Below are 14,041 nucleotides of genomic sequence, written 5' to 3'. Positions count from 1 at the left end.
GTGCCATCAGCGGTAGCACTTGCTGCTGGAGAAATTAGATAATTGTTTTCGGCTGTTTATTATTGCCAATCTTTCACCTTAATTTTTAAGGGAAAAAGCGCGATTTGAATGTTATAAGTTCAATTTGCAAGCGCTTTGATTAAATAGCAAACGGTTGAGTGTTTTTGTCCAATTTTTTTCAATAAAGTGTTTGACATATTTTCGGTAAAACGTAATATGTGCCTCCGCAAGACGGTGAGGTGGCCGAGAGGCCGAAGGCGCTCCCCTGCTAAGGGAGTATGTGGTTTGTAGCTGCATCGAGGGTTCGAATCCCTCCCTCACCGCCATTTCTTGCGAGTCTAAAATTAGCAATTTAGACAATGTAAATGTGCGTCCTTAGCTCAGCTGGATAGAGTACCTGGCTACGAACCAGGCGGTCGGAGGTTCGAATCCTCCAGGACGCGCCATTCTCTCTTCTCTTACTTGTAAGTGATGTGAGAATAATGAATTAGGTGAGGTGGCCGAGTGGCCGAAGGCGCTCCCCTGCTAAGGGAGTATGTGGTTTGTAGCTGCATCGAGGGTTCGAATCCCTCCCTCACCGCCATTCATTACAGGCCGATGGCCTTTTTTTTTCTTCGTAGCAAGAAGAATGTGATATATTTCACAACTTCATTCTTAATGAATGAACACCGTGCGTCCTTAGCTCAGCTGGATAGAGTACCTGGCTACGAACCAGGCGGTCGGAGGTTCGAATCCTCCAGGACGCGCCACTCTTTAGGGTTTCCTTGTGAACTCCTGATATTGGGAATACTGATATCGAAAACCGTGCGCTCTTAGCTCAGCTGGATAGAGTACCTGGCTACGAACCAGGCGGTCGGAGGTTCGAATCCTCCAGAGCGCGCCACTATTTGGGGTTTAGTTCTGATAAGAATGTGAATCCTGATATTGATAAATCGTTCATCGAGAATTAATATCAAAAACCGTGCGTCCTTAGCTCAGCTGGATAGAGTACCTGGCTACGAACCAGGCGGTCGGAGGTTCGAATCCTCCAGGACGCGCCACTATTTAGGGCTTCTTTCTTATAAGAATAGAAATCCTTGTATTGAACTGTGTAATAGTAAGTCGATACTAAAACCGTGCGCTCTTAGCTCAGCTGGATAGAGTACCTGGCTACGAACCAGGCGGTCGGAGGTTCGAATCCTCCAGAGCGCGCCACTATTTAGGGTTTCTTTTATGAACCCCTGATATTGGGAATACCGATATCGAAAACTGCGCGTCCTTAGCTCAGCTGGATAGAGTACCTGGCTACGAACCAGGCGGTCGGAGGTTCGAATCCTCCAGGACGCGCCACTATTTAGGGTTTCCTTGTGAACTCCTGATATTGGAAATACTGATATCGAAAACCGTGCGTCCTTAGCTCAGCTGGATAGAGTACCTGGCTACGAACCAGGCGGTCGGAGGTTCGAATCCTCCAGGACGCGCCACTATTTAGGGCTTCTTTCTTATAAGAATGAAATCCTTATATTGATATGTTGTTAGTAACAATGAATTGATATTAAAACCGTGCGCTCTTAGCTCAGCTGGATAGAGTACCTGGCTACGAACCAGGCGGTCGGAGGTTCGAATCCTCCAGAGCGCGCCACATTATTAGAAAAAGCCTCGTTTATACGAGGCTTTTTTTATGTCTGCTGCCAATTTGTTGCAACAATGTTAAATTTGTTCGTTGTTTAACTTGTTGTATTTAAAGTAGTTCTTGATGGCTTCTTTGTTATTCCACCTTTCTCATATCAATTGCCAGAAAAGCCCCGTTTAAGTCACAGTTTAAATATCTAAAAATGACGTATTTGACAGATTTATGTGATCTGATAGGCGAATAATTAACCTTATGTGTGCGTTATCCGTAACAGAACCTTAAACAAAATTGACAAACTTTTACCAATCGAGATAATCCATGGGTCGGGATCACTATTCGCTGAAATCCTGTACGTATGTCAGGATGACGAAGAAAGGAAGCAACATGACTAATATTGGAAGCCTGCTAGGAGATGCGGCGACTCTAATGATAACGGGGATGTCCGTTGTCTTTATTTTCCTAACTATTCTAGTTTACCTCGTTCGGTTGATGTCAAAACTGGTACCAGAAGAAGTACCAGAGCCGATCGCAGCACCTAAAAAAATTCAAAAATCACAATCAAACCCTTCAGCTGTTAGTCCACAGGTAGTGGCAGCAATTTCGGCCGCGGTTCATCAATACCGTGCGTCTACTGCTAAGTAGCATTTAAAGGATTAAAAAGGAGTTTATGAGCATGTCTAAACCACTAGCTATCACAGATGTGGTACTTCGTGACGCGCACCAGTCACTATTTGCTACTCGTATGCGTATCGAAGATATGCTGCCAATTGCGGCAGAACTGGATAAAGTCGGTTACTGGTCACTTGAGACTTGGGGCGGCGCGACGTTTGATTCGTGTATCCGTTTTCTTGGCGAGGATCCATGGGAGCGTTTGCGTGAGCTGAAAAAAGCGATGCCAAACACACCAATGCAGATGCTACTGCGTGGTCAAAACCTATTGGGCTACCGTCACTACGCGGATGATGTAGTAGAAAAATTTGTTGAACGTGCCCATAAAAACGGCATGGACGTATTCCGTATTTTTGATGCGATGAATGACGTACGTAACTTTGAAAAAGCAGTGAAAGCAACGATCGACGTTGGTGGCCACGCTCAAGGTACCTTGTCTTACACAACCAGTCCGGTTCACAACTCAGATACTTGGGTTGATTTGGCCAAGCGTCTAGAAGACCTAGGTTGTCACTCACTATGTATCAAGGATATGTCAGGTTTATTAAAGCCGTATGAAGCAGAAGAGCTGATTACACGTATCAAAGCATCGTGTGACGTTCCTCTAGCGCTGCATAGCCACGCGACAACCGGTCTATCGACCGCAACAGCGGTTAAAGCCGTTGAAGCGGGGATCGACATTCTAGATACCGCTATCTCTTCAATGAGCTGTACTTACGGTCATACGCCAACCGAAACGGTTGTTGCGATGTTAGAAGGTACAGAGCGCGACACGAATCTCAAACTAGACCAAATCGAACCAATCGCAGCTTACTTCCGTGATGTACGTAAGAAGTACGCGAAATGGGAAGGTCAGCTAAAAGGTGTCGATTCTCGAATCTTGATCGCTCAAGTTCCTGGCGGCATGTTAACTAACATGGAAGGCCAACTTAAAGAGCAAGGCGCAGCCGATCGCATGGATGAAGTTCTAGAAGAGATCCCACGCGTACGTAAAGAGCTTGGTTACATTCCTTTAGTAACACCAACGTCTCAGATTGTCGGTACTCAAGCAGTTATTAACGTTTTAACCGGTGAGCGCTATAAGAGCATCACCAAAGAGACTGCTGGTCTACTGAAAGGTGAATACGGTCAAGCACCTGCTGAAGTGGATGCTGAACTGCAAGCGAAAGTTTTAGACGGTGCTGAGCCGATTACTTGTCGTCCTGCCGATTTACTTAAGTCTGAAATGGATACGTTAACGACGGATCTGTTAGAGAAAGCGAAATCAGAGGGTATCTCTCTAGCTGAAGATACGGTTGATGATGTACTGACTTACGCGCTCTTCCCACAAGTGGGTCTTAAGTTCCTTAAGAACCGTCGTAATCCTGAAGCATTTGAACCTGCACCAACGCTAGAAGTTGCGGCTCCAGTTGCAGCAGCTCCTGTACAAGCTTCTGGTGGTATTGAAAGCTACAGCGTGAAGGTTGATGGCCAGGTTTACGATGTTGAAGTTGGTCCACAAGGTGAACTGACATCCGTGGCGCCATCTGCAAAACCTGCTCAAGCGGCTCAGGCTGCACCAGTAGCAGCGTCTGACGCTGAAGCGGTTCCAGCTCCATTGGCGGGTAACATCTTTAAAGTAAACGTTCAGGCGGGTGCTGAGGTTGCTGAAGGCGACGTTCTGCTAATCCTAGAAGCAATGAAGATGGAAACGGAAGTTCGTGCTGCTCGTGGTGGTATCGTTCAAGAATTGAATGTTAAAGAAGGCGATGCAGTTACTGTAGGCGCTCCACTACTAAGCTTAGCGTAAGGGAGTACCATGGAAGGATTGATGACCTTATGGTCTGAAACAGGAATTGCGAACTTTGAGTTCGGCCAGATCTGTATGATGCTGGTTGGTTGCTTACTGTTGTTTTTAGCAATTCGTAAAGGATTTGAACCGTTACTTCTACTACCTATTGGTTTTGGTGCTGTATTAGCAAACATTCCAAATGCTGGGTTCACTGATCCCGGCGGTTTGCTTTACTACGTTTACTACATCGGTATTGAAACGGGTATTTTCCCACTGCTGATCTTTATGGGGGTTGGTGCGATGACGGACTTCGGTGCGTTGATTGCGAACCCTAAAACATTGTGGCTAGGGGCTGCGGCTCAGTTTGGTATCTTTGCAACGCTATTTGGCGCTATCTTGCTAAACTACGTTCCAGGAATGGAGTTCTCGATGGCCGATGCTTCGTCAATTGCGATCATTGGTGGTGCCGACGGCCCAACTGCGATCTTCTTGGCGAGCAAGTTATCTCCTGATCTTTTAGGTGCTATTGCAGTAGCTGCTTATAGCTACATGGCTTTGGTTCCTATCATTCAACCACCAATCATGAAAGCGTTAACGTCTCCTGAAGAGCGCAAGATTAAGATGGCTCAACTTCGTCATGTTAGCAAAGCAGAGAAGATCCTTTTCCCGCTTGCTGTACTACTGATGACGATTTTGTTCCTACCTTCAGCAACACCTCTAGTCGGTATGTTCTGTTTGGGTAACTTAATGCGTGAAGCGGGCGTGGTTGATCGTCTTTCAAAAACAGCTCAAAACGAACTGATTAACGTTGTGACTATTTTCCTTGGCCTAGGTGTGGGTTCTAAGCTTCAAGCGGATACGTTCTTGAACTTAGAGACTCTGGGTATTCTAGGTTTAGGTGCGGTCGCGTTCAGTATCGGTACGGCAGGTGGTGTATTGATGGCGAAGGTGTTGAATCGCTTCTCGAAAGAGGACATCAACCCACTGATTGGCGCAGCTGGCGTATCGGCGGTTCCAATGGCGGCACGTGTTGTGAACAAGGTTGGTCTTGAGGCAAACCCTCAGAACTTCTTGTTGATGCATGCGATGGGCCCGAACGTAGCCGGTGTACTTGGTAGTGCGGTTGCGGCGGGTATTCTATTAGCGCTAGTCGGTTAATGGATTACTTAGGTCATGTATCGTTACGTTAATTGGTCGTCAATTTACGAATGAGCGGTTAACTTAGCCTTATTAAATGGTTTATAGTCAAAGGGATGCTTTCGCATCCCTTTCTTTTTATTAATTAGGGTGCTTGCTCACTAGGGCTTTTATCAATCAAGGAAATGTGGAAATGGAAAATAAACAGATTGCGATTACTCAATTCGGCGGCGTCGAAAACCTAAGTATTCAAACCAGTGCGATCCCTGAGCCTAAGGCTGGAGAAGTAGTGGTTAAAGTTTCCTTTTCAGGCATTAATCCTATTGATGTCAAGACCCGAGCTGGCCTTGGTTGGGCGGCAGCACAAAACAAAGATAACCTGCCTTGGGTACCTGGCTACGATATTTCAGGGCAAATTGTCACTCAAGGCGAACAGGCTGAACGTTTTACGGTTGGTGATAATGTGGCAGGCTTTATTGGTTTTCCACTGCAAGGTGGCGGCTACAGTCAGTATGTATGTGTTCCAGAAGCGGCACTAAGCATGGTTCCTGACTCTGTCACCCTAGAAGCGGCTGCGGCATTACCACTTGCTAGCCAAACAGCAGCACAAGCACTCAATAAAGCCGAAGTGAAAGAAGGCGATCGCGTGCTTATCTTAGCGGGCGCGGGCGGCGTTGGTCACCTTGCGGTTCAAATTGCAGTGGCAGCAAAAGCCGAGGTATACACAACTTGCAGTGAAGCCAACCTTGATTACCTTGCGACATTAGGTGCCCACGCGATTAACTATAAGTTTGCGCCAGCATCGGAGCGAGTCTCTGATGTTGATGTGTTGATTGATTTGGTCGGTGGCGACACCGCTCTTGACGCATTGAAGTGCCTAAAAGATGGTGCGAGAGTCGTGACTGTGCCAACGCTATCTGCAGAACTTATCTGTGAGAAAGCAACACTATTAGGTTTTACTGCATCAGGTATGTTAGTTGAACCAAACCCTGAACAAATGGACACAATGCTTTACATGGTCAGTGTCGGATTGCTCAAAACAGAAATTCAAGGTATCTACCAGTTAGACGAGGCGCAGTCGGCGCATCTGCAGGTTGAAACCGGACACACCAGAGGCAAGGTGCTACTTAAAATGCAAGAAAGTTGATATGCAGTGCTAGAATTCTTTAACTCCCTTTTTGAAAATATCGCGCTGTGGTTCTCGGACTCGGCGCTGTGGGTACTCTTCATTAGTGGCTTCTTGAGTGCCACGTTACTCCCCGGTGGTTCAGAAGCTAGCCTTGTGGCTGCATTGAGCTTAGATCAGTTTTCAACCTCATCGATCATTCTGGTGGCGACATTAGGCAATACTTTAGGCGGCCTGACCAACTATTGGATTGGTTTGTGGTTGCCTAATCGAACTCAATCTGAAAAGCATGGTCATAAGGCTATGGCTTGGCTGAGCCGTTATGGTTACTGGACACTGTTATTTAGTTGGTTACCGATCATTGGTGACCCTTTGTGTCTGGCCGCGGGTTGGCTAAGAATGAAATTCATCCCTTGCGTTATTTTGATAGCGATTGGCAAAGCCGCTCGCTATAGCTTACTTGCTGCTATCTACTTCGGTTTTTTCTAAGGAGAACCAATGAAAAAGGTTTTACTTGGTACATTTTCTCTTATCGCCATTGCTGGCTGTTCTTACAATGTACCTAGCTCAACGCCCTTCTTTTCTTCGTTACCTGAAGGTGTCACTCTGTTAGAAGAGGTTAAGCCTTCTAAAGATAAAGTGGTGATTCCTTACACCAAGTATCAGCTTGAAAACGGCCTGACAGTTATTCTTTCCCCTGATGATTCCGATCCGTTGGTGCATGTTGATGTAACTTACCACGTAGGCTCTGCTCGTGAAGAGATAGGCAAGTCGGGCTTTGCTCACTTCTTTGAGCACATGATGTTCCAAGGTTCTGAGAACGTTGGTGACCAGCAGCACTTTAAGATTATTACCGAAGCGGGTGGTTCGCTAAATGGCACCACTAACCGTGACCGTACCAACTACTTTGAAACCGTTCCATCTAACCAACTTGAGAAAATGTTGTGGTTAGAATCCGACCGAATGGGTTTCTTGTTGGATGCGGTTTCTCAGAAGAAATTTGAGGTGCAAAGAGGCACGGTTAAAAACGAGCGAGCGCAGAGCTACGAAAACCGTCCTTATGGCTTAATGTGGGAACGCATGGGCGAAGCGCTTTACCCAGAAGGTCACCCTTACTCTTGGCAACCAATCGGCTATGTTGAAGATCTCGACCGTGTTGATGTGAATGACCTCAAAGCCTTTTTCCTGCGTTGGTACGGTCCAAACAATGCCGTGTTAACGATTGGTGGTGATATCGACGTTGATGACACGCTAGAGTGGGTTAACAAGTACTTTGGTCCAATCCCTCAAGGTCCTGAAGTGAAGGCGGCAGAGAAGCAACCAGCTGTTCTAACAGAAGATAAGTACATCACCTTAGAAGACAATATTCGTCAGCCGATGGTACTTGTGGGCTGGCCAACAACCTATCGCGGAGAAGAGACACAGGCTTCCTTGAATGCGCTATCTAACGTATTAGGTTCAGGTACCAACAGTTACTTGTATCAAAACCTAGTAAAAACGCAGAAGGCAGTTAGCGCTGGATCTTTCCATGATTGTGCTGAGCTTGCTTGTACCATGTACGTGTATGCGATGGGTAACTCAGGTGAAAAAGGCGATTTGACGGTTCTCAATAAAGAGCTGATGGATACATTAGAGCAATTCTCGAAAGAGGGCGTTGAACAAGAGCGTCTAGACCAGATCACTGGCATGGCAGAAGCGAATGCCGTTTTTGCATTGCAAAGCGTAAAAGGTAAGGTGTCGCAACTCGCGTCTAACCAAACCTTCTATGGTCAGCCTGATCGAATTGAATCGCAACTCGATCAAATCCGAGCAGTGACTCCTGAAAGTGTAAGCAAGGCATACCAAGATTTCATCGAAGGTAAGCACAAGGTTACCTTGAGTGTGGTTCCTAAGAAAAAGCTCGATTTAGCGGTTCGTGAAGCGACTTTTACCACGCCACCACGTACGTTGCCTGAATACAGCAAGGTGACGGAAGACCAACTGGATTTCAGAAAAGCACCGAACACGTTTGATCGCAGTGTGATGCCAGAAGTGAACTTTGGTGTTGAGGCGACCATGCCTGAGCTGTACCGCATGCACTTTGCAAATGGCACGGACTTGATTGGTACTGTGACGAACGAAACACCGACAGTACAGCTACAAATTCAACTTCCAGCAGGTGAGCGTTATGTTCGTAAAGGGCAAGAGGGGCTGGCGAACCTAACGGCTTCGATGATGGAAGAAGGTTCAACCAAACGAACAGTTGAAGAGTTACAAGCGACCTTAGATAAACTTGGTAGTAGCGTGAGCATTAGTGCAGGCAGCTACACCACAGATATTTCAGTCTCGACGCTAGAGAAAAACTTGCCTCAAACCTTGGCGATTGTGCAAGAGGTTCTATTCGAGCCTAAGTTCGATGAGCAAGATTTCGAGCGCGTTAAGAAGCAGATGTTAGAAGGCGTTGTCTATCAGCACCAGCAGCCAAGCTGGATGGCTTCCCAAGCAACTCGTGAAGTGCTGTTTGGTGATAGTATTTTTGCTCGCGCAAGTGATGGCACTAAGGAATCTCTATCGAAATTGACCTTAGGTGATGTGAAAAAATTCTATGCACAACATTACACACCACAAGGTGCCAATATTGTTGTTGTGGGAGATATCTCGAAGAAAGAGGTTGGGAAACAGCTACAATTCTTTGAACAGTGGCGAGGCGATGCGGCGCCATTAACGCGTCCCCAGATCGTCAAAGAGCTTTCTGGTCAACATTTGTATTTAGTCGACAAACCGGGTGCACCGCAAAGCATTGTTCGCTTGGTTCGTAAAGGCCTGCCATTTGATGCGACTGGTGAGCTGTATTTGAGTCAACTAGCTAACTTCAATTTAGCGGGTAACTTCAATAGCCGTATCAACCAGAATCTACGTGAAGACAAAGCCTACACTTACGGTGCAAGCGGTTACTTCGCAAGTACTCGAGAAACTGGCGCAGTGGTATTTAGCGCGCAGGTAAGGGCGAATGCGACGGTTCCATCGATTCAAGAGTTTATTAATGAGTTGAATGAGTTTAGTCAGAGTGGATTAACTGACGAAGAGGTGAAATTTATGCGCCTCGCCGTCGGTCAACAAGATGCGCTTAAATACGAAACGCCAAGTCAAAAGGCTGGGTTGTTGAGTAATATTGTCGCATTGAGCCTTGATGAGGATTACCTACAACAGCGTAATCAGATAGTTGAAACGGTCTCAAAAGAAACCTTAAACGAGCTATCGAAGAAATGGTTCGACCCGAATGATTATCAAATAATTGTTGTTGGTGACGCGACTTCGCTTCGCCCACAATTAGAAAAGTTAGATATTCCAATAGAAGAGCTTGAAATCATTCGTTAGAGTACACATTAAAGGGGGGAGGGAAGAGACTCTACTTTTCTCCTCCAACCTAATTTATGATAGTTCTAATCAGAACAATATAAGATAAGTGAACTGAATTTTGACTGATTTTGCTGCGCGACTAAAGCAAGTTGCAACCAACCCTAAGACCTTCTCTCAATTTGGTCGTGGTGTTGAAAGGGAAACATTACGCTACACGGAAGATGGGCACCTTGCTACTGGGCCGCACCCTAAGGCTTTAGGATCTGCGTTGATGAACGAATGGGTAACGACCGATTTCTCTGAGTCGCTACTGGAATTTATCACGCCTGTTTCTAACGACGTTCCGACGCTTTTGAATCAGTTGTCTGATATACATCATTTCACGCAAACCAAGTTAGACGGCGAAAAACTATGGCCGCTTTCTATGCCTTGTTACGTTGGTAGTGAAGATTATATTCAGCTAGCGCAATACGGCACCTCTAATAACGGTAAGATGAAGACGCTATATCGTGAAGGCCTAAAGCGTCGTTACGGTAGTCTGATGCAGATTATTTCTGGTGTTCACTTCAACTTCTCTTTCCCAGAAAGCTTTTGGGATAGCCTATTTGGAGAGCAAACAGAAGAAGCGCGTTGTGAAGCGAAGTCAGATGCTTACTTTGGTTTGATTCGTAACTACTATCGCTTTGGTTGGTTAATCCCATACTTCTTCGGTGCTTCACCTGCGTTATGTTCTTCTTTCATCAAAGGAAGAGAAACTAACCTGCCTTTTGAAAAGATTGGCGAGACACTGTACTTACCAAAAGCAACGGCACTGCGCCTAAGCGATCTTGGTTACACCAACAGTGCGCAAAGCGTATTGAAGATTGGCTTCAACAGCCTAGACCAATACCTTGAAGGTTTGAATCAAGCGATTCGTACACCATCAGAAGAATTCGCAGAGATTGGCACTAAGGTTGATGGTGAATACCGTCAATTGAATAGCAACGTACTGCAAATTGAGAATGAGCTTTATGCTCCAATTCGTCCTAAGCGTGTAGCGAAAAATGGTGAGAAACCATCTGAAGCACTAGCACGTGCTGGTGTTGAGTACATCGAGGTTCGTTCATTAGACGTAAACCCATTCAGCTCGATTGGTATTAATGAGCAGCAAGTTCGCTTCTTAGATTTATTCCTAACGTGGAGTGTTCTTTCTGACTCTGCTGAGATGGATAACTGCGAACTTGAATGTTGGCGCGATAACTGGAACAAGGTGATTTTGGAAGGTCGTCAGGTTGGTCTAGAGCTGCAAATTGGTTGTCATGGCGAGCGATTGTCTCTGCAAGACTGGGCGAAGCGTGTCTTCAAAGATCTGCGCTCTATTGCCGAGATGATGGATACAGAGCAAGGTGGTCGTGCATACCAAGAAACCTGCGATACGCTTGAAGCTTGGATTGATAATCCAGAGCTGACCATTTCTGGCCAGTTGCTAGAAGAGACTAAAAAACTGGGTGGTTTGGGTAAAGTGGGTTGTGCGTTAGGTAAAACGTATGCTCAACAGCACAAAGCACACCAATACAAAGTATATTCAGCTGAGTTGATGGAAGCAGAAGTTCAACGCTCTGTGACTGCTCAGCAACAAAGTGAAGAAGCAAGCACTCAAGATTTTGATAGCTTCTTAGCGGATTATTTTTCGTATTTAAAAGCATAGCGAGACTTTGGTGGAAAGGAAGCAAGCCTTATTAGGTCAGCCTACTCGTATGAGTAGTAAATGGTTACCTGTAGTGACTGTTGGTGTTGTCTCTAGCCTATTGGTTGGATGTGCAACGCCACCGCCAAAGCAACAAGATAATTTGTGTAGCATCTTTCGAGAGCACCCTTCGTGGTATGAAGATGCCTTGGATATGCAAGAAGAGTGGGGCACGCCGATTAACGTCGCGATGGCTTTTGTAAAACAAGAGAGTAGCTATCGCCATGATGCGCGCCCACCTAAAGATTACATTCTTGGCTTTATACCGTGGGGGCGTGTAAGCAGTGCCTACGGTTATGCACAAGCTCAAGACCCAGCTTGGGAAGATTTTCAAAAGGCGACCAATAACGGTGGTTCAAGAACCAACTTTGATGATGCATTGATGTTCATCGGTTGGTACACCAGTGAGACGCGTCGTCAGTTGGGTATATCACTATGGGACCCATATAACCAATATCTGGCTTATCATGAAGGCCGTGGTGGTTATAAGCGCAAGTCATACAACAGCAAGCCATCGTTGATTAAGGTGGCGCGCAAAGTCGAACAGCAAGCAAAAGATTATGGATGGCAGCTGAAGCAGTGCCGCAAAGAACTAGAAGACAATCGAAGCTGGTTTTTCTAAAGCCAGACGTCATGGAGAAGAGCAATGCCTTTATTAGATAGTTTCACTGTTGATCACACACGCATGAACGCACCTGCAGTTCGTGTTGCGAAAACAATGCAAACTCCAAAGGGGGATACCATTACGGTATTTGACCTGCGTTTTACGGCACCAAACAAAGATATCCTATCTGAGAAAGGTATCCACACTCTAGAGCACCTATACGCTGGCTTCATGCGTGCTCAACTGAACGGTTCAGACGTAGAGATCATCGATATTTCACCTATGGGCTGTCGTACAGGTTTCTACATGAGCCTGATTGGTACACCTTCAGAGCAGCAAGTGGCTGCTGCTTGGTTAGCGGCAATGCAAGACGTACTGAAAGTTGAGAGCCAGAATAAGATCCCTGAGCTGAACGAATACCAATGTGGTACCGCAGCAATGCACTCTTTGGATGAAGCGAAAGAGATCGCTAATACGATCATCGCTGCAGGTATTTCTGTAAACAAGAATGATGAACTGGCACTGCCAGAGTCTATGCTGCAAGAGCTTAAAATCGACTAATCATTGTTAGCGGTGAGTTAGATACTAAAAGGCCCGGTTCAATGAATCGGGCCTTTTTCGTCAACGTATTTTAGGACGAGACAGAGATTCAGTGATAACTCAGTTAGCCGTTAACGATCTGTGGGAACACGCGAACCAGTTTGATGCGGTTTTCTTCAAGCTCAACAATTTCCATTGGATGGCTGGCAACCTGAACACTGAGGTGACTCTCTGGAATATCTTCAAGGTGTTCCAGTATCAAACCATTCAGCGTTCTAGGGCCATCGGTAGGCAGTGCCCACTGTAAGCCTTTGTTGATGTCTCGGATATTGGCGCTGCCTTCAATCAAGAAGCTGCCATCGCTTTGCGGAGTAATCTCTTCAGATAAGCTTGGGGCGATTGAGGTGGTAAACTCACCTACGATCTCTTCTAGAATATCTTCAAGAGTAACCAAACCATTGATATCGCCATACTCATCAACAATCAAACCGATACGCTGTTTATTGCGCTGAAACTTAAGCAGTTGAATATTGAGTGGTGTTGCTTCAGGAATGAAGTAGATCTCATCCGCTGCACGCAACAGGGTCTCTTTATTGAATTCGTTCTTTTCAAGCATCAATCGGTAAGCTTCACGTAGCCTAAGCATACCAACTACTTCATCTATTTGGTCACGGTACAGCACTACGCGACCATGAGGCGAGTGAGTCAGTTGACGAACGATAGATTTCCAGTCGTCATTGATGTCGATACCAGTTATCTCATTACGTGGCACCATGATGTCGTTCACGGTGACGTGTTCCAAGTCCAGAATAGACACCAACATATCTTGGTGACGCTGAGGGATTAAGCTACCTGCTTCATTTACCACGGTTCTAAGCTCTTCTGAGCTCAAGTGGTCGGTCGCATCGTGACTGGCTTTAACACCTAAGATACGAATGAAGCCGTTGGTAATGAAGTTGACCAAGATCACCAATGGTGACAACACCTTCATCAGTATCATCAAAAGGATGCTACTCGCGTAAGAGACACGTTCAGGAAATAGAGAAGCGATGGTTTTTGGTGTTACCTCGGCGAATACGAGGATCACGAGAGTCAGGGTTCCGGTAGCGATAGCTACACCGATATCCCCGTAGATGCGCATACCAAGAATAGTAGCGATCGCAGATGCAAGAATGTTGACGAGATTGTTGCCGATGAGAATGAGGCCAATCAACCTGTCTGGGCGGTTCAGAAGTTTTTCTACGCGTTTGGCACCTTTATGACCCGTATTGGCCAAGTGCTTTAAACGGTAGCGGTTCAGGGACATCATGCCCGTTTCGGAACCAGAGAAATAACCAGAAATTACAATGAGACACGCGAGTAGCGCAAATAAGATACCCGTTGATATGTCGTCCAAAACTATTCTTTTCCTATTTGTGTATCTTGATTAATTTATGACCGAACATGGTCGAGATGTCAATTGAATGTATTGCACTCAATATTTTAAAGGCAAGGTATGTGAGACCTTGCCTTTATTT

The 14,041-nt window shown here is 45.9% G+C and carries 10 protein-coding genes and 10 tRNA genes; 19 read left to right on the top strand and 1 reads right to left on the bottom strand.

Annotation, left to right across the window (positions count from 1 at the left end):
- The first annotated feature begins 233 nt into the window (after positions 1-233).
- The 19 genes from ATB74_RS12790 to luxS all read left to right on the top strand — a co-directional run bounded on the left by ATB74_RS12790 (position 234) and on the right by luxS (position 12,545).
- Positions 234-326, top strand: a tRNA-Ser gene (locus ATB74_RS12790).
- A 43-nt stretch (positions 327-369) separates the two neighbouring features.
- Positions 370-446: transfer RNA gene (locus tag ATB74_RS12785), tRNA-Arg, on the top strand.
- 44 nt (positions 447-490) lie between these two features.
- Positions 491-583 (top strand) — tRNA-Ser (locus ATB74_RS12780).
- Between the two features lie 89 nt (positions 584-672).
- Positions 673-749, top strand: a tRNA-Arg gene (locus ATB74_RS12775).
- A gap of 57 nt (positions 750-806) precedes the next feature.
- A tRNA-Arg gene (locus tag ATB74_RS12770) sits at positions 807-883 on the top strand.
- Between the two features lie 80 nt (positions 884-963).
- Positions 964-1,040 (top strand) — tRNA-Arg (locus tag ATB74_RS12765).
- Positions 1,041-1,117: 77 nt separating this feature from the next.
- A tRNA-Arg gene (locus ATB74_RS12760) sits at positions 1,118-1,194 on the top strand.
- A 58-nt stretch (positions 1,195-1,252) separates the two neighbouring features.
- Positions 1,253-1,329: transfer RNA gene (locus tag ATB74_RS12755), tRNA-Arg, on the top strand.
- Positions 1,330-1,386: 57 nt separating this feature from the next.
- A tRNA-Arg gene (locus ATB74_RS12750) sits at positions 1,387-1,463 on the top strand.
- An 81-nt stretch (positions 1,464-1,544) separates the two neighbouring features.
- Positions 1,545-1,621 (top strand) — tRNA-Arg (locus tag ATB74_RS12745).
- Between the two features lie 375 nt (positions 1,622-1,996).
- A complete protein-coding gene (locus ATB74_RS12740) occupies positions 1,997-2,254 on the top strand; it encodes an oxaloacetate decarboxylase subunit gamma (RefSeq protein WP_004741884.1) in 258 nt (85 codons plus the stop codon).
- A 31-nt stretch (positions 2,255-2,285) separates the two neighbouring features.
- Positions 2,286-4,070: a sodium-extruding oxaloacetate decarboxylase subunit alpha gene (gene oadA / locus ATB74_RS12735; protein ID WP_048612342.1), complete on the top strand. Its 1,785-nt coding sequence runs from the start codon at positions 2,286-2,288 to the stop codon at positions 4,068-4,070.
- Between the two features lie 9 nt (positions 4,071-4,079).
- On the top strand, positions 4,080-5,210 hold the full coding sequence (locus ATB74_RS12730) for a sodium ion-translocating decarboxylase subunit beta (RefSeq protein ID WP_019825842.1): 1,131 nt from the start codon (positions 4,080-4,082) through the stop codon (positions 5,208-5,210).
- A 172-nt stretch (positions 5,211-5,382) separates the two neighbouring features.
- The gene (locus ATB74_RS12725; RefSeq protein WP_060982677.1) at positions 5,383-6,336 is read left to right on the top strand and encodes an NADP-dependent oxidoreductase; all 954 of its coding nucleotides are present in this window, start codon (positions 5,383-5,385) and stop codon (positions 6,334-6,336) included.
- A 6-nt stretch (positions 6,337-6,342) separates the two neighbouring features.
- Positions 6,343-6,804 (top strand): YqaA family protein, encoded by a 462-nt coding sequence (locus tag ATB74_RS12720; protein WP_060982676.1) that lies wholly within the window; start codon positions 6,343-6,345, stop codon positions 6,802-6,804.
- 9 nt (positions 6,805-6,813) lie between these two features.
- Entirely contained in the window at positions 6,814-9,672 is a 2,859-nt protein-coding gene (locus ATB74_RS12715; RefSeq protein WP_061018783.1) for a M16 family metallopeptidase, read from the top strand.
- A 100-nt stretch (positions 9,673-9,772) separates the two neighbouring features.
- On the top strand, positions 9,773-11,341 hold the full coding sequence (gene gshA, locus ATB74_RS12710; RefSeq protein WP_060982674.1) for a glutamate--cysteine ligase: 1,569 nt from the start codon (positions 9,773-9,775) through the stop codon (positions 11,339-11,341).
- Positions 11,342-11,390: 49 nt separating this feature from the next.
- Positions 11,391-12,002, top strand: a complete 612-nt coding sequence (locus ATB74_RS12705) for a hypothetical protein (protein ID WP_017063230.1) — start codon at positions 11,391-11,393, stop codon at positions 12,000-12,002.
- Positions 12,003-12,026: 24 nt separating this feature from the next.
- The gene (luxS, locus tag ATB74_RS12700) at positions 12,027-12,545 is read left to right on the top strand and encodes an S-ribosylhomocysteine lyase (protein ID WP_061018781.1); all 519 of its coding nucleotides are present in this window, start codon (positions 12,027-12,029) and stop codon (positions 12,543-12,545) included.
- Positions 12,546-12,648: 103 nt separating this feature from the next.
- Here luxS and ATB74_RS12695 read toward each other — a convergent pair whose 3' ends face one another.
- Complete coding sequence (locus ATB74_RS12695; protein ID WP_019825852.1) at positions 12,649-13,920, bottom strand: HlyC/CorC family transporter; 1,272 nt, start codon at positions 13,918-13,920, stop codon at positions 12,649-12,651.
- Positions 13,921-14,041: the final 121 nt, after the last annotated feature.

It is taken from the genome of Vibrio splendidus (genome assembly GCF_001557875.1).
Taxonomy (GTDB): Bacteria; Pseudomonadota; Gammaproteobacteria; order Enterobacterales; family Vibrionaceae; genus Vibrio; species Vibrio splendidus_F.
This window is presented reverse-complemented; position numbering and strand designations above follow the sequence as displayed.